Origin of the sequence: Gulosibacter sp., from assembly GCF_052090685.1 — a bacterium.
Classification (GTDB): Bacteria; Actinomycetota; Actinomycetes; order Actinomycetales; family Microbacteriaceae; genus Gulosibacter.
The window spans coordinates 16,675-32,654 of record NZ_JBQDBE010000014.1; the positions used below are offsets into that span (position 1 = coordinate 16,675).

13 protein-coding genes are annotated in these 15,980 nt (G+C 61.2%); 6 read left to right on the top strand and 7 right to left on the bottom strand.

Annotated features, from left to right (window positions below; genetic code table 11):
• Positions 1–42: 42 nt before the first annotated feature.
• The gene (gene leuS / locus ACTHXA_RS10290; RefSeq protein ID WP_441672032.1) at positions 43–2,556 is read left to right on the top strand and encodes a leucine--tRNA ligase; all 2,514 of its coding nucleotides are present in this window, start codon (positions 43–45) and stop codon (positions 2,554–2,556) included.
• Here leuS and ACTHXA_RS10295 read toward each other — a convergent pair.
• Both ACTHXA_RS10295 and ACTHXA_RS10300 read right to left on the bottom strand, forming a co-directional pair.
• Positions 2,553–3,563, bottom strand: a complete 1,011-nt coding sequence (locus tag ACTHXA_RS10295; RefSeq protein WP_441672034.1) for a hypothetical protein — start codon at positions 3,561–3,563, stop codon at positions 2,553–2,555. The two genes, leuS and ACTHXA_RS10295, sit on opposite strands and share 4 nt — an antisense overlap.
• Positions 3,560–4,693 carry a hypothetical protein gene (locus ACTHXA_RS10300; protein WP_441672036.1) on the bottom strand — a complete coding sequence of 378 codons (1,134 nt, stop codon included), beginning with the start codon at positions 4,691–4,693 and terminating at the stop codon, positions 3,560–3,562. Before ACTHXA_RS10300 ends, ACTHXA_RS10295 begins: the two co-directional genes overlap by 4 nt.
• Before the next feature lie 229 nt (positions 4,694–4,922).
• Between ACTHXA_RS10300 and ACTHXA_RS10305 the strand changes: the two genes are divergently transcribed.
• Entirely contained in the window at positions 4,923–5,639 is a 717-nt protein-coding gene (locus tag ACTHXA_RS10305) for a helix-hairpin-helix domain-containing protein (RefSeq protein WP_441672038.1), read from the top strand.
• Positions 5,636–7,954: a ComEC/Rec2 family competence protein gene (locus ACTHXA_RS10310; protein WP_441672040.1), complete on the top strand. Its 2,319-nt coding sequence runs from the start codon at positions 5,636–5,638 to the stop codon at positions 7,952–7,954. The genes ACTHXA_RS10305 and ACTHXA_RS10310 overlap by 4 nt, the downstream gene beginning before the upstream one ends.
• A 65-nt stretch (positions 7,955–8,019) precedes the next feature.
• Here the strand turns inward: ACTHXA_RS10310 and ACTHXA_RS10315 are convergent, their stop codons facing one another.
• Positions 8,020–9,198 (bottom strand): acyl-CoA dehydrogenase family protein, encoded by a 1,179-nt coding sequence (locus ACTHXA_RS10315; RefSeq protein WP_441672042.1) that lies wholly within the window; start codon positions 9,196–9,198, stop codon positions 8,020–8,022.
• 158 nt (positions 9,199–9,356) lie between these two features.
• Between ACTHXA_RS10315 and holA the strand changes: the two genes are divergently transcribed.
• On the top strand, positions 9,357–10,385 hold the full coding sequence (holA, locus tag ACTHXA_RS10320) for a DNA polymerase III subunit delta (RefSeq protein ID WP_441672044.1): 1,029 nt from the start codon (positions 9,357–9,359) through the stop codon (positions 10,383–10,385).
• A gap of 88 nt (positions 10,386–10,473) precedes the next feature.
• Positions 10,474–11,133, top strand: a complete 660-nt coding sequence (locus ACTHXA_RS10325; RefSeq protein WP_441672046.1) for an NUDIX hydrolase — start codon at positions 10,474–10,476, stop codon at positions 11,131–11,133.
• Positions 11,134–11,279: 146 nt separating this feature from the next.
• Here the strand turns inward: ACTHXA_RS10325 and rpsT are convergent, their stop codons facing one another.
• The 4 genes from rpsT to ACTHXA_RS10345 form a co-directional block, all read right to left on the bottom strand.
• Positions 11,280–11,546 (bottom strand): 30S ribosomal protein S20, encoded by a 267-nt coding sequence (gene rpsT / locus ACTHXA_RS10330; RefSeq protein ID WP_441672048.1) that lies wholly within the window; start codon positions 11,544–11,546, stop codon positions 11,280–11,282.
• A gap of 154 nt (positions 11,547–11,700) precedes the next feature.
• Positions 11,701–13,227 carry a PTS ascorbate transporter subunit IIC gene (locus ACTHXA_RS10335; RefSeq protein ID WP_441672050.1) on the bottom strand — a complete coding sequence of 509 codons (1,527 nt, stop codon included), beginning with the start codon at positions 13,225–13,227 and terminating at the stop codon, positions 11,701–11,703.
• Positions 13,228–13,269: 42 nt separating this feature from the next.
• The gene (locus ACTHXA_RS10340) at positions 13,270–13,545 is read right to left on the bottom strand and encodes a PTS sugar transporter subunit IIB (protein WP_441672052.1); all 276 of its coding nucleotides are present in this window, start codon (positions 13,543–13,545) and stop codon (positions 13,270–13,272) included.
• Between the two features lie 22 nt (positions 13,546–13,567).
• On the bottom strand, positions 13,568–14,011 hold the full coding sequence (locus ACTHXA_RS10345; RefSeq protein ID WP_441672054.1) for a PTS sugar transporter subunit IIA: 444 nt from the start codon (positions 14,009–14,011) through the stop codon (positions 13,568–13,570).
• 124 nt (positions 14,012–14,135) lie between these two features.
• Between ACTHXA_RS10345 and lepA the strand changes: the two genes are divergently transcribed.
• On the top strand, positions 14,136–15,980 hold the full coding sequence (lepA, locus tag ACTHXA_RS10350) for a translation elongation factor 4 (RefSeq protein ID WP_441672160.1): 1,845 nt from the start codon (positions 14,136–14,138) through the stop codon (positions 15,978–15,980).

Below are 15,980 nucleotides of genomic sequence, written 5' to 3' on the forward strand. Positions count from 1 at the left end.
CACCCGCCCGTGAACCCCAGCCCGTGGAAAGAAGACACCGCAGTGACCGTTGAACGAGACGACGTCCAGCCCGAGGACAGCTACGACTTTCGCCGCCTCGAGGCGAAGTGGCGCCCGGTGTGGGATGAGCTCGATCCCTTTGACACCTCGAATTTTGAGGATGATCGTCCGCGCAAATACGTCCTCGACATGTTCCCGTATCCGTCGGGAGACCTCCACATGGGGCACGCCGAGCAGTACGCGCTCGGTGACGCCGTCGCACGGTATTGGCGACACCGGGGCTTCCAGGTGCTGCACCCGATCGGTTGGGACTCCTTCGGGCTGCCGGCGGAGAACGCCGCGATCAAGCGCGGCGGTGAGCCGCGCGAGTGGACCTACGACAATATTGCGCAGCAGCGCGAGTCAATGCGTCGCTACGCCGCGAGCTTCGACTGGAACCGCGTGCTGCACACCTCCGACCCTGAGTACTACAAGTGGAATCAGTGGCTCTTCCTCAAGATGTACGAGAAGGGTCTCGCCTACCGCAAAGAATCCTCGGTCAACTGGGACCCGGTAGACCAGACCGTGCTCGCGAACGAGCAGGTGCTTGCCGACGGTACGAGCGAACGTTCCGGGGCAGTGGTGGTCAAGAAGAAGCTGACCCAGTGGTTCCTACGCATCACTGACTATGCCGACCGACTGCTCGAAGACCTCGACCAGCTTGAGGGCAAGTGGCCACACAAGGTGCTCACAATGCAGCGCAACTGGATCGGCCGCTCCTACGGTGCCGATGTCGAGTTTGCGATCGAGGGTCGCGAGGAACCGGTTTCGGTGTTCACCACCCGTCCCGACACGCTCTATGGCGCTACGTTCATGGTGGTCGCGCCCGAAAGTGATCTTGCCGAAGAGCTCGTTGCCGAGGCTTCGCCGGAGACCCAACAGCGCTTCCGCGAATACCTTGTCGAGACCCAGTCGATGGGCGCAATTGACCGCCAGAACGCGGATCGCCCCAAGACCGGTGTGTTCCTTGAACGCTATGGCGTGAACCCGCTCGACGGCTCGCGGCTGCCGATCTGGACGGCCGACTACGTGCTGGCCGATTACGGCCACGGCGCGATCATGGCGGTGCCCGCACACGATCAGCGTGACCTCGATTTTGCGCGCGAGTTCGATCTGCCGATTCGGATTGTGGTTGAACCCACTGAAGTTGAAGAGGGCGTGGAGTATGACCCCGCGCAGACCGGTGTGGCCCTTGCGGGCGATGGCCAGCTCATCAACTCCGGTCCGCTCGACGGGCTGTTGAAGGATGCGGCGATCGCGAAGGCGATCGACCTCCTCGGTGAGCGCGGTACCGGCCGTGCGGCGAAGAACTACCGCCTGCGCGACTGGCTGATCTCTCGCCAGCGCTACTGGGGCACACCCATCCCGATTGTCTACGACGAAGCAGGCAATGAGGTTCCGGTGCCGGAAGACCAGTTGCCGGTGCGCCTACCCGACGGCGAAGGGCTCGACCTCAAACCGAAGGGCACCTCGCCGCTCGGTGCCGCGACCGAATGGAAGACCGTCACTACCGCCGACGGTCGTCCCGCCACGCGCGATACCGACACGATGGACACTTTCGTCGACTCGTCCTGGTACTTCCTGCGCTTCCTCTCCCCAAACAATGACGCCGAGCCGTTTGACCAGGACGAACTCAAGAAGTGGGCACCAGTCGACCAGTACATCGGTGGCGTGGAACACGCGATTCTGCACCTGCTCTATGCGCGCTTCATCACGAAGGTGCTTTACGACCTCGGCTACGTTTCGTTTACCGAGCCCTTCACTGCGCTGCTCAATCAGGGCATGGTGGTGTTGAACGGCGCGAAGATGTCGAAGTCGAAGGGTAATTTCGTCAAGCTCGGGGACGAGCTCGAGGCGCACGGTGTGGATGCGGTGCGCACCACGATGCTCTTCGCCTCACCTCCCGAGGAAGACGTTGACTGGGCGGATGTGTCGGTCTCCGGATCTGGCAAGTTCCTGGCTCGAGCCTGGCGACTCGCGCATGACGTGTCCTCGGAACCGGGTGTTGATTTTGCTGCCGGCGACGTCGACTTGCGTCGAGTCACGGCACGAGTGCTCGACGAGGTTCCCAAACTCGGCGAAACCTTCAAACTCAACGTCATCGTCGCTCGCCTGATGGAGCTCACCAACGCCACCCGTAAGGCGATTGACGGTGTTGTCGGCGCTGCCGATCCCGCAGTGCGTGAGGCCACGGAAACCGTTGCCATGATGCTTGACATGTTCGCGCCCTACGTAGCCGAAGACATGTGGGCCCAGCTTGGACACGAGCCTTCGGTGGCGCTCGTGGAGTGGCCCAAGGCTGACCCGGCGCTGCTGGTCGAGGAGTCAGTGACGGCGATCGTGCAGGTAAACGGTAAGGTCCGTGACTCCTTCGATGTCGCGCCCGACATCGACGAGGAATCCTTCACACAGCTCGCGCTCGAGACCGACGGTGCGAAGCGCAATATTGGCGACAAACAGGTCGTGAAGATTATCGCGAAAGCCCCGAAGTTCGTGAACGTGGTTGTGAAGGGCTAGTCAATTTCGAAGCCTGCGACGTGCACTTCATCGTCGATTTCAATGAAGTGCACGTACGCAATCGCTTGACCTGAAATTTCTCCGGCTCCCGGCTCTGCGTAGCCTCTGTCGAGCATTCCCGCCTGCCAGGTGCTGAGCCTGACATTTGTCCAATCCGGGGACGGTGCGGGTCGCACCGTGGTCCATCCGGCCGAGTTATCCGCATCGCTCGGGCGCATTTCGACAGCACCTTCGGCGTAGCTGCCCGGCGAGATGACTGCACTATTGGGAACCTGGCATTCCTCACCGCAGCGCGACACAAAGTCGGCATAGGAATCGTCAATGGCACTCACGTCGATATCCGCGGTGGAGAGGTCATTCTGTTCATCGACGACACCAAATATCGTCGCTGACCACGTAATTGTGGGTGGATCAGGAACGAGAAAATGCGGTTCTAGCGTGACCTCATGTTCGCCGGGCGGCACGAACCACGCGTTTTCTTCGTCGCCATAGACTTCAAAGAACTGGCCGGTGTCGACGGTCATCTCGGGGGATGCGAGCCCCAAGTCTCCCGAGGCGACGTGGGCCCCGTTGAGTGGGAGGGATTGGAAGACATAGGGTTCCCCGGCATACTCCTCGATCGAAACCCGGCCGTCGAACGGAATCCCGAAGCAAGTGCCCGTCACCTCTACAAATGTCAACGTATCTCGTGCCGAAACCTCGGAGACGGAAATATCCGGTGCAATATCGAGATCGGCTTCCTGTTGCCGCTCCAGCTGCGCCTTACCGAGGTCTTCGGCACCGGCAAGCGCGGTCGTCGATTCCGGATAGTCATTGCCGCTGACGCGATGAATGGAACCCGGTCGTGTCAGGTCATTGGCGGCGGTGTACTCGGCGTTGCAGAGGTGTTCGACCCACGTCTGTGCGAGCTGGGCATGCGCGGAGCTGGCCGTCGGGCCGCATCCAGCCAAGGCGAGGCTTGTCGTCGCAGCGACCAGTCCTGTGAGGATGCGGTAGTTCAGGTTCATTTGACGCCCATCCAGGCCAGCTGAATCGTGCCCTCGTACTCGATGAAATCGATATGGGTTACCTCGTGCCGGAGCTTGTCAGTCGTGAGGTTGAACGTGCAGGGCTCCGTCGTCGAGCACTCCAACCTGAGGCCGGTCCCGAAGCCGGGAGCGTACCCACGAGCCGTATCGGGAAATTCATGACCCCAGTACCGCGGACCGCCACGCACCCACGCGGGGCTATCGCTTGGCGCAACCAAAGCGATTTCTCCGGAGTAGGTGATCGTTCCCGGCTCAACGGGTTCAATGTGCGCGGGCTGATTCGCCTCCCACTGCACGAGACATAGCGCACCACATTCCGCGAGAAACGCATCCGTCGCGGTCTCAAATGAGTCGAGTGAGGCCGTTACTCGATCCGTCTCCGTCGTGACCTGGAATGGGTCCACAGTGATGGTGCGTTCGGTTGCGTCACCGGTCGTGAAATGCGCGGGGAGATTGATGGTGTGATCGCCCGGAGGTAAGAACCAGAAATCTCCACTCGGGTCTTCGCCCTCGACCAGGTATCCGGTTTCGATCTGGGGGTTGGGAAAACTCATTTCGGGGAGTTGGTCGGGGACACCCGCATTGATGAAATAGCTCGCTTGAAAATAGGGAATCGCATCGGCGACCAGCCAACTGCCGTCGCCTTCTTCCGAAGGCTCTTCCTCGGCGTTCATGATCGATAGGGTCGTCTTGAAAGGCATGCCGTAGCAGGAGCCCTCAAGGTAGATGTCCTTGAAGAACTCTGAATCTTCTATCACGGACACCACCGAGATCTGCGGCGTGACGTCTACACCCGAGTCGGCAAGCTCCTCAAGCTTCGCCTCGAATAACGGTTGTGCGGCCGCAACGTGATCAGCAAACTGCGGAACGCTATCCGCGAAGAAAGAGTCGGATTTCTCTTGGGCCGCTGTGAGCTGGCCATTACAGAATTCTTCGGTCCAATCCACCGCGACTTGCGCTTCGGGGTATTCCGCAAGGTCAATCCCGGCACCTTCGGGGTTGGGTTGAGCACATCCAGTGAGCAAGACCGCCATCATCGCGACACCGGGAATGAGCCGTCGGATCACGTCCACCCTTTCTCTGCGTTCCTGCTTTGCACCCCGGTTCATCCTCTCAACTCCTCGGCACGGGTTCGAACCTTCGCGGTGGATTTGCTCCGGAAGGATGACGCCGATTCCCTCGTCTTGCCACTTGCCACTTGCTGGCTTCTGCTTGCCGCTCGAGGCTCGGCGCCTGTCCGCAGCGCTGTGGCTGTCTTCGAGGCTGTGGATGTGCGGTTCTCCACAGTGCTCGGATGCTTCACGTCGGCGCAGCTGCTGCGCTGGTTACAGTGCGCGCGTGGATGAGATCACCAAACCCAGTGATGAAGAGCTCGCCAACCTCTTTGCTGACCCGCAGCGGCCGCGGTGGAAGCTCAGCGCAGGCGCTGCGGTGGTACTCGGGCTCATTGCCTGCGCCGTGGTCGTACTCATGCTCGCGCTGCAACCGCGATCCGCAATTGGAGTGCCCGCCGAAATGGGAACACCCACCCCGACACCGACGACCGCAGCCGAACTCCCCGTGGATGTGCCGACCTCCGGCACCCTGGTGCACATCCTCGGGGCGGTTGCGTCGCCGGGCGTGTACGAGCTCGGCGCGAATGCTCGGGTTGTGGATGCGATCGCGGCCGCGGGTGGTCTCAATGAGGATGCGGATGTGGCGCAGATCAATCTGGCGCGCCCCGCGGTCGACGGCGAACAAATCTACGTGCCGAAGATCGGGGAGACACCGCCACCACTCGCGGAAGTGGCGCCAGAACCCGGTGCGAACGGCGGACACGATGCAAATGGTGACCCCAATGCCGGAGGTACGACAAGTGCTGGAGGACTCGTCAATATCAACACCGCGAGTGTGTCAGAGCTCGAGAACCTGCCTCGAATTGGGCCGGCCATGGCGCAGCGAATCATCGACTACCGCGACGCGAACGGCGGTTTCTCCTCGGTGGACGAACTCAAGGAAGTGAGCGGGATCGGCGAAGCAACCTTCGAGCAGTTGGCACCGCTGGTCACCGTATGAGCGCCCTGCTCGAAGAGCGGCAACCCGACTGGCGACTGCTCGCACCCGCCGGCGGCGCGTGGCTCTCGGCATGGCTTGCGACGGAGTTCTTGAGTGCGGCGGTCGCAATTGCCGTGGGGCTTTTGGCCGCGATGCTGCTGTGCTTGCTGTTCCTGCGGAAACAGTTCTGGGTCGCGACGGCAGCTGTGGTGTTGGCAGCGGCCATGCTCGTTGCAGGCTCGGCAGCAGTGCGAGCAGAGTCACGCATCCCCGAGGAACTCGCGGAGGCGCTTGAATCAGGGGACCGAATCGAACTGCGGTTCATTCTCACGGGGCTCCCGCGTGAGGGGAGCTACGGTCATCGGCTTCCCGCATCCGTGACTGGAATTGATGGCACTGGCGTGACTTCACCGGTGTTGGTGTTCGCCGAGCTTCCCGAAGACCGCCCTGGAATCGGCACCGAGATGGTGGTTGAGACGACGCTGAAACCGACCGCTTCGGGGGATGATGTGGTCGCCATGGCCTTCGCGAAGGAACCGCCCGAGGTGGTTACCAGCCCGCATCCAATTCTCGACGTGGGTAACGCACTTCGAGCGCAGTTCATTGCGACGGCAGAGCAGCTCCCCGGTTCCGGCGCAATGCTCGTCCCGGGGCTTGCCGTCGGGGACGAAGCGCTCGTTGACGATGACCTCGACCTCGCAATGAAGGTGAGTTCACTCACCCACCTCACAGCGGTATCCGGCTCCAATATCGCCATTATCGTGGCCGGAATCATCGCCCTGGGGCGCCTCCTCGGCTGGTCGCGGACAGTCCGCATTGCCGCGGCAGGCTTTGCGCTCGCGGGATTCGTGCTGCTCGTGACCCCACAGGGGTCCGTCGTCCGCGCGGCAGCCATGGCGATCATTGTGCTCTTGCTCGAAGGGTTTTCCCGCCCGGTTGCCGGAGTACCCGTGCTTGCGCTCGCGGTGATCGTCTTGCTCGCGGCTGACCCGTGGCTCTCACACGACTACGGCTTCGCACTTTCGGCAGCCGCCACCGCTGGGCTACTGATCGGGACTCGACCCGTTGCGACCTGGCTCGAACGCTGGCTGCCGCCGCCAATAGCGCTGTTGATCGCCGTGCCGCTCGTCGCGCAGGTCGCCTGCCAACCGATCCTGCTCATGCTCGACGCGACCTTGCCGATATACGGTGTGCTCGCAAACCTGCTCGCAGCTCCTGCGGCGCCAATTGCGACCGTAGTGGGATTAATCGCCTGTTTGTTCGGTGCGATATTCCCACCCCTCGGACTGCTACTCGCGTGGATCGCGTGGCTGCCCGCGCAGTGGATCGCGCTCATCGCCGAAACCGTCGACCGACTTCCGGGCGCCGCCGTGCCGTGGATTGCCGGACCATTCGGCGTGATCTCGTGGCTGGTCTTGTGCATTGCCATCTCGCTGCTCGCGGTGCGACGTACCCCGCTGCTGATAAAGAAAACAATCCTGGTTGGCCTGTCCTTCGCACTGCTCATTGCCGTCACGCAATCGAGCATCTCGACCCTGCAGCGTCCCACGACCTGGCGTGCGGTGGCCTGCGATATTGGCCAGGGAGACGCGATGCTCGTACGAAGTGGGGCAGCCACGGTACTCATCGACACGGGAGAAGACCCCGAGAAATTACACGCCTGCTTTGCAGAATTCGGTGTCGAGCAAATCGACCTGCTGATCCTCAGCCACTTCGATATCGATCACTCTGGCGCCGTCACCGAACTGCGCATCCCCGTCCTCACCGCTTGGCTCCCTGATACCGAAGAAGCGCGTGCGGAACCGGTCACCGCAGCCCTCCACGCCGCAGGGATCCCGGTGTATTTTGGCGCTCGCGGAGACGCCCTGCCGCTCGGAGACATGACTTGGCGAGCATTGAGCCCGGAACGGAATGCGGAAGGTGGGCCAGCGTCCGTGAAAGGGAACGACTCGAGCCTGACCGTGCTGGCGGAGCCCACCACCGCCTGCGTCGAGTCCTGCCTGAGCGTTATCGCGCTCGGCGATCTGGGCGAATCGGCGCAAACGCCACTGCTCGACCAGCCGGTCGCCGCCGACATCGTCAAGGTCTCGCATCACGGCTCGCGCGACCAGAATGCGGCGCTCTATAACCTCATCGGCGCACGCGTGGGACTGATTTCGGTCGGCGAAGGCAACGGCTACGGGCACCCGACCGATGAAGTGCTGAGCATTCTTACCGCAGCAGGCACCACCGCCTTTCGCACCGATACTCAGGGGCATCTTGCTGTCTTTGGCGACTCCCAGAACATCCAAGTGTGGATCTCGAAGCCGCAATCCGGTGAGCACCTGCGGCAGTGAACTGGGAAGCGGACACCGGACCTGAAGCGTCCCAGATCTGCGAAGGACAAAACGGTGCCCGGCAACTACACGAAAGCGCTCGTCCCGGTCAGCTGGCGAGCGACGATCAAGGACTGCACCGTGTCGGTGCCCTCATAGGTATGGATCGCTTCAATATCGAGAAGGTGCCGGATCACGTGGCGCTCGAGCAGGATGCCGTTACCCCCAAGCATGTCGCGGGCATCGGATGCGATTGCTCGCGCCAGACGGGTGTTGTTCACCTTGGCCATGGAGGCCCGCGTCGGGTCGAGCTTGCCCTGCGCATCCAGTTCGGCGATGCGCATGCAGTGCAGCTGCATTGTGGTGATCTTCATCGACATGTCGGCGAGCCGCTGTTGGATGACCTGCGACTTCGCGAGCGGCCGACCAAACTGCACGCGAGTTTTCACATGTTCGAGTGCGGCCTCGAAGCACGCGATGGCGTGGCCGAGTGCCGACCACGCAACGCCGCTTCGGGTCGCCGAGAGCACGCGAGTGGTGTCCTTGAATGAGGTTGCGCCAGGCAGCCGAGCCGAATCAGGGACCCGCACGTTGCGGAAAGTGATCGCTGCCTGATCGATCGCCCGCATTGCCGCCTTTCCAGGGATGCGGGCGGCCTCGTAGCCTGGGGCGTCCTGTTCGACGAGGAAAGCGTTGACCTCGCCAGTGGTTGAGGCACGGGCCCACACCACCGTCACACCGCCGGAACTGCCGTTACCAATCCAACGCTTCTCGCCATTGATGATCCAGTCATCGCCTTCGCGCGTTGCCGAGGTCTCGAGGCTCACCGAGTCGGAACCGTGGTCGGGTTCGGTGAGCGCAAAAGAACCGAGCACCTGACCGGAAGCGAGTGGGCTTGCCCACCGCTGTTGCTGTTCCTCGGTGCCGTAGAGCATGACGCACCGCAGCGCGAGGCCCCCTTGCACTGCAAGTACAGTACTCATCGAGCCATCGGCCCGAGATAATTCCATGTTTACGAGTCCCGCGCCGACTGGGGAGAGTTTCGCGTGTCCGGGAATGTCGAGCCCGTCGATGAAGAGATCGAGTTCCCCCATACGGCGGACCAAGTCGAGCGGGTATTCGCCATGCTGCCAATAGTCATTGATCACCGGCAACACTTCGCGGCCGAACTGCTGCGCACGGGCCCAGGCGGCAGCATCCTCACCGGAAACGTTCGAAAACAGGTCGTAGTAGTCGCTTGCCGCGTCGAAACCGTGATCGCTCATCCTGCTGCCCTTCACCTCACGCCCTACGCCAGCGCCAATGCCAGCCAAAGAACTCTTTCACTCCAGCGTGCCACAGCAAAGCGCTGAAATCGTATCTGTGCAGTTTCGAAATGACGGGGCGCAGTCTCCCGTACCATTGAGGACGGTTAGGAGGCCACGTGGCAGCAGCGAAGGGGCGCGGAAAGACAAGCGCGAAGCCGAGCATCCCACAGGTGCATTGGCGCGAAGTACGGCCAGCGCCGGTTGTCCTAGTCTCGGGACCGGAGGAATTTTTTGCATCCGAGGCGATTACCGGCCTGCGCACCATGCTGCGGACAGAGGATCCCTCGCTCGAGGTGCACGAACTGGACGCCTCATCCTACGCACCGGGTGAACTCACCACGCTGGTGAGCCCGTCTTTGTTCATGGAGCCGCGACTCGTGATTGCGGAGCGCGTGCAGCAGACCGAGGACGCGTTCCTCAAAGAGGCGCTTGCTTACGTCGAAGCACCGATCGAAGGCACGACACTCGTGCTGCGGCACTCATCCGGGGTGCGCGGTAAGAAGCTATTGGATGCGGTGCGCTCGATGCCGGATGCGATCGAGATTTCGTGCCAGGCACTGAAAGCGAATGAGCTTTTCGACTTCACCATGGCCGAGTTCCGCTCGCAACGTCGTCGTGCGGAACCGCAAGCAGTGCAAGCGCTTGTAGCTGCGTTTAGCAGCGACTTGGCCGAGCTGGCGGCCGCATGTCGCCAATTGATGAGTGTCTCGGGGGAAGAAGAAATCTCCACGGAGATCGTGGAACGCTACTACGGCGGGCGCGTCGAGACCACCGGGTTCAAAATCGCCGACAGCGCCATCGCGGGACGGTTCGCGGAAGCAATGTTGCTCGTCCGTTCCGGCCTCGATACCGGGCTTAATGCCGTGCCGATCGTCGCTGCATTCGCGATGAAGCTCCGCCTCATGGCGAAGGTGTACGGGCTCGCGGGGTCCGATGCGCAACTTGCCAGAACCGTAGGTGGGGCGCCGTGGCAGATTGGTCAGGCCCGTCGCGAGACCAGGGGGTGGAGCGAACACGAACTCGCGAGCGCCATTCTGCTCGTGGCAGAGAGCGACCACATGGTCAAGGGCGGCTCGAGGTCACCGGAGTTCGCGGTCGAAAAACTCGTGCGCTGCGTGGCATTACGAGACTTTAGTGGTGCGTGAAATGCCAGATGCAAAACAGAATTCTCAGCCAATAAACTCGAGACCGGCGCCGTCGCAGCCGCAGGCTCGCATTGAACTTGAAGAAGCGATGACTCGCGACTTCAACGTCGACTACTCCTCGCAGGGCCTCCCGACGTCCGGGAAAGCGCCGCGAAAGTCCGCGGTGTTGATCCTGTTCGGTGAGCTCGACGACATTGCCTCGGAGAGCCATACCGAAGCGGTTTCTGATGGCTTGGATGTGCTGCTGACCCGGCGAGCTGCGCACATGCGACATCATCCCGGGCAGATCGCCTTTCCCGGTGGGGGAGTCGAACCGCAGGACGAAGACGCCCCCGCGACCGCATTGCGAGAGGCACAGGAAGAAACCGGCCTCGATCCCGAGGGCGTGGACGTGCTGGGGATGTTGCCGGAAATCTACATGCAGGTGAGCAACAACCTGGTCACCCCCGTCATTGGCTGGTGGCGGCGCGCGAGTCCCGTGCGGGCTGACCAGGCGGAGTCTCACGAGGTCATGCGCGTACCGGTTGCTGACCTGCTTGATCCTCGAGCACGAGGCGTCTCGGTGCTCAAACGGGACGGACTGACGTTCCGGGGCGCGGCATTCCAACTTCCCGCACGATTCGGCGGCGATATCGTGTGGGGCTTTACCGGAATGCTCTTGTCAAGCGTGTTGGAGGGCGTCGGTTGGACCCAGCCCTGGTCGCGGGAGCGGGAATTTCCGGTCAACGTTGATCCACGGCGGGCGTAGTGCGGCGTATCGGCACATCACCCTGTAGTTTCGGGCACGAGTGGCTACTCCGGAGGTGGATATAACCTCGGAGCGTGCCATGCGTGCCGCCGGAAAGCAAGGGGCCCGGTCACCGAAGTGACCGGGCCCCTTGCGAGTAAGCAGCCTTACTTGCTGAGTGCTGCAACCTGCTGGGCGATAGCCGACTTGCGGTTCTTCGCCTGGTTCTTGTGGAGCACGCCCTTCGACACTGCCTTGTCGAGCTTCTTCGAAGCGAGCTGGAGAGCGGACTGTGCCTGCTCTGCATTGCCTGCTTCAACGGCGCGACGGACGTTACGGATCGAGGTGCGGATTTCCGACTTGTAGGCGCGGTTACGCTCGGTTGCCTTGCGGTTGGTACCGATGCGCTTGATCTTCGACTTGATGTTTGCCAACGTTAAATCTTTCCTGGAAGTGAAATGAGAACTTTCACGCCGTGCGGGTAGAGGGGCCGCAGGCGCATCGCGTCGAGTGGGGTACGCGTAAGCCAAAGGACAACTTTACCAGCACCTCAGCCCGACGCAACGCCTTTTGCGCAATCAAGCGGTATTACGCGTCCCCCTGCTTCGCTTTTGCCTCCTTGGCCGCGGCAGCTGCTGCTTTTTCCGCTTCCTTGGCCGCGGCTCGCTGTTCATCCACGAACTGCTGGTGCGCTTCGCCGGGGACCCACCCCTTGTCGACGACGCGCTTCTGCCAGAGGATCGCGAGGACCAGCAAGACAACGCCAATCACTACCGCGAGGACCGCACCCACCACAGTGGACTCGGCCTGCACGGTGAGCCCAATGAGCGAACCGAACCAGCCGAAGTCGGCGTCGCCGAAGGTCGAGCCGGTGAGCCCAACGCTCTCCATGACCTGGTACAGGATCGCCGGGAGGATGGTGATCAGCACACCGTTCACGAAACCACCGAGAACGGCGCCACGCCGTCCACCAGTTGCGTTGCCGTAGACACCCGCACCACCACCGGTGAAGAAGTGGGGCACCATGCCGGGCAGAATCAGCGCGAGCCCGAACGCAGGTCCGAGCCAGGTTGCCAGGATCAGCAACATCACGAGTCCGCCAACGAAGGAGGAGATGAAGCCGATCAGTACCGCGTTCTGACCGTAGGGGAACACGATAGGAACATCGAGGGCAGCTTTCGCGCCCGGGACGACCTTCTTCGCAATACCTTGGAAGGCCGGGATGAGCTCACCCAAGAAGGTGCGGACACCGTAGAGAATCACTGAGACACCGACACCGAACATCAGGCCCTGCATGAGCGAGTTCATGATGAATGCGCCGCCGTCTTCGGACCCGGGCATGTACTGGTAGGAGTCCGGCCCGAGTGCGATGAGGCCCCAGATCGCGAACACGAGATAGATGAGCACCATTGACAGGGCGGTGGCGACCATCGAGTCGCGAAGGAATGCGAGGCCCTTCGGGAACTTGATGTCCTCGGTTGACTTCGAGTGTTTACCGACCGCCTGTCCCACCGCTCCGGCGGCGATATAGCCGACGGTGCCGAAGTGGCCGATCGCGACGGTGTCATTGCCGGTGACCCGTTTGGTCCAGGGCTGCGCGAAGGCGGGCATGACCACCATCATCACTGCCAGGAGGAACGCGCCGATAAGGACCGAAAGCCAGAGGTTTTCGTCGCCGAACCCGATTGAGAGCAGCACGGCGAGCATCATTGCCATGAAGACCATGTGGTGCCCCGTGAGGAACACATAGCTCAGTGGCGTGAAGCGCGCGATGACGAGCATCAGCACAAATCCGAGCGCCAGAATATAGGCACTCGCGGCACCAAATTGATCGGCCGCCATGGCGGTGATGACTTCGTTTGTGGGTACGACACCTTCGGCGCCGGTAACGGCGAGTACGAGCCCACCGAGCGGTTCAAGTGCTGCGGTGACCACACCCGCGCCGGCACCCAGGATGAGGAAGCCGAGGGTTGCTTTGAGGGCGCCGCCAATGACTTGTCCAGCACCCTTCTTGAGCGCGATCAGTCCGACGGCGACGATGATGCCGACCAGGTACGCCGGAACGTTGAGAATTTGTTGGCCAATGAAATCAAGAATCGTGACTAACCAGTCCACCTTGATCCCCTTTCTGAAGCGCGATCAAATCGCGCCCGGATGTTACAGGTTGAGCCCCTGTTCCAGCTTTTCTTTGACTTCGTCCTGATCGACAAAATTGTCGACAACGATGATGGGAGTGTCGACATCGCCGAGTTGTTCGACGAGTTCGCTACTGGTCATGACCAGGTCGGCGCTGGCGGCAGCACCGCGCGCTGAGGAAATATCGGCAGCTTCGACTTCACCATCGATCCCGAGTGTTTCGAGCGCCTGGTCAATATTCATTTTGAGCAGCACCGAGGTGCCAATACCCATGCCACAAACGGCGATAATTTTCATTGTTCTCCTTAGCGAGGACCCGTCAGTTCCCGAGCAGGGCTGCGCGGATTTCTTCCGGGTCGGTGGATGCGCGTAGGCGCGCAAGTACTTCGGAGTTGGCAAGCACTCCGGCAAGCTTCGACATAATTTGGATGTGCGAGTCGTGGTCGAGGGCGGCCAGGCCAACGACGAGATCCACCGGGTCATTGGCGGCACTGCCAAATTCGACCGGTTCGGCGAGTTTCACCCAACTCAGCCCGGTTTGCTTCACGGCTTCGGAGGGACGTGCGTGCGCGAGCGCGAACCCGGGGGCAATGACCATGTAGGGGCCGAGTTCCTCGACAGTTTTCACCATAGCTTCGGTGTATTCGTCGGTGGTTGCGCCGCTCGAAACCAGCAAATCACCACTGATCCGAATGGCTGCCCGCCAGTCGGAGGCATTCGCGTTGAACTGAATTGCAGAGATTGGCAGAACGTCGTCAGACATAGCGTTCCTATTCGCGATGGACCGGGGATTATTTACGTTCATTTTACTGCAGATTTGCCAAACATAGTGATCGATTTGTCAGTTGCGTGCTCGCGCTGGAGTTCGTGGGACAATGGCAGACACCATGCCGAACACGCCCAAAATCTTGCAGCCGCTTGAGACTCCTGCCGAGCGCATCCGTAACTTCTGCATCATCGCTCACATTGACCACGGGAAATCCACCCTGGCAGACCGAATGCTGCAGCTCACGGGGTCGGTGGAGGACCGCGTCATGCGCGCCCAGTACCTCGACAAGATGGATCTCGAACGCGAACGCGGCATCACCATTAAGTCCCAAGCCGTTCGAATGCCTTGGCATATCGAAGGAGAGGACTACATCCTCAACATGATCGATACACCCGGTCACGTTGACTTTTCCTACGAGGTGTCGCGATCGCTCGCGGCCTGCGAAGGCGCGATCCTGCTCGTGGATGCGGCCCAGGGCATTGAGGCCCAAACGCTCGCGAACCTGTATCTGGCGCTCGAGAACGACCTCGAGGTGATCCCGGTATTGAACAAGATCGACCTGCCGTCCGCGGATCCCGAGCGTTATGCCGCCGAGATCGCAAACCTCATTGGCGGTGCACCCGAAGACGTACTGCGGGTATCGGGCAAAACCGGCGACGGTGTCAAGGAACTCCTCGACGTCATCGTCGATCGACTCCCCGCACCCACCGGTGACCCCGAGGCATCACCGCGGGCGATGATCTTCGACTCGGTCTACGACACCTATCGCGGTGTGGTGACCTATGTGCGGATGGTCGATGGCAAGCTGAAAAATGGCGAGAAGATTCAGATGGTCTCGACCGGTGCCAACCACGACCTGCTGGAGATGGGCGTCTCGGCACCCGAGCCACGCACTGCAAAGGGTCTCGCAGTCGGTGAAGTGGGATACCTCATCTCGGGGGTAAAGGATGTTCGACAGTCGCGAGTTGGCGACACCGTCACCTCAGCACGGAACCCAACCTCCGAGGGACTTGAAGGCTTCGTGGAACCGAAACCCATGGTGTATTCGGGGCTGTATCCAATCGACGCCGGTGACTATCCGGAACTTCGAGAAGCACTCGACAAACTCAAACTTGAAGATGCGGCGCTGCACTATGAGCCGGAAACCTCAGTTGCGCTCGGCTTCGGTTTCCGTGTCGGTTTCCTGGGGCTGCTGCACCTCGAGATCATTACCGAACGGCTCTCGCGCGAGTTCGACCTCGACATCATTACGACTGCACCCTCGGTGACCTATGACGTGGTGACTGAGGACAATGAGGTGCACCACGTCACGAACCCTTCCGAATTTCCGGAAGGTAAAATCAACGAGGTTCGCGAGCCCATCGTGCGCGCATCCATCCTGGTGCCGAAGGAATACATCGGGAAGGTCATGGAGCTTTGCGAGACGCGACGCGGCAGCCTCATCTCGATGGATTACCTCTCGGAAGAGCGCGTCGAACTTCGCTACACGCTGCCGCTCGGTGAGATCGTGTTTGATTTCTTCGATCAGTTGAAGTCGCGCACCCAGGGGTACGCCTCGCTCGACTATGAGCCGGTGGGGGACCAGTCGGCCGATCTCGTGAAGGTCGACATCCTGCTACAGGGCGAAAAGGTGGATGCCTTCAGTGCGATCGTGCACCGCGACAGCGCCTATTCCTACGGCACGATGATGGCGGAGCGACTGCGCAAGCTGATTCCTCGACAGCAGTTTGAGGTGCCGATTCAGGCCGCCATCGGTGCGCGCATTATTGCTCGTGAAAATATTCGCGCGATCCGGAAAGACGTGCTTGCCAAGTGCTACGGCGGCGATATTTCGCGAAAGCGAAAGCTGCTCGAAAAGCAGAAGGAAGGTAAGAAGCGCATGAAGATGGTCGGCCGGGTAGAGGTGCCGCAAGAAGCCTTTATCGCCGCACTGTCGGGCGATGTTGAGACCAAGGGTAAGTAG

Coding starts and splice junctions, on each gene's coding strand:
- ACTHXA_RS10295 (WP_441672034.1), bottom strand. CDS start 3,563: ATGAACCTGAACTACCGCATCCTCACAGGACTGGTCGCTGCGACGACA.
- ACTHXA_RS10315 (WP_441672042.1), bottom strand. CDS start 9,198: ATGAGCGATCACGGTTTCGACGCGGCAAGCGACTACTACGACCTGTTT.
- ACTHXA_RS10310 (WP_441672040.1), top strand. CDS start 5,636: ATGAGCGCCCTGCTCGAAGAGCGGCAACCCGACTGGCGACTGCTCGCA.
- ACTHXA_RS10325 (WP_441672046.1), top strand. CDS start 10,474: ATGACTCGCGACTTCAACGTCGACTACTCCTCGCAGGGCCTCCCGACG.
- ACTHXA_RS10340 (WP_441672052.1), bottom strand. CDS start 13,545: ATGAAAATTATCGCCGTTTGTGGCATGGGTATTGGCACCTCGGTGCTG.
- ACTHXA_RS10345 (WP_441672054.1), bottom strand. CDS start 14,011: ATGTCTGACGACGTTCTGCCAATCTCTGCAATTCAGTTCAACGCGAAT.
- ACTHXA_RS10300 (WP_441672036.1), bottom strand. CDS start 4,693: ATGAACCGGGGTGCAAAGCAGGAACGCAGAGAAAGGGTGGACGTGATC.
- lepA (WP_441672160.1), top strand. CDS start 14,136: ATGCCGAACACGCCCAAAATCTTGCAGCCGCTTGAGACTCCTGCCGAG.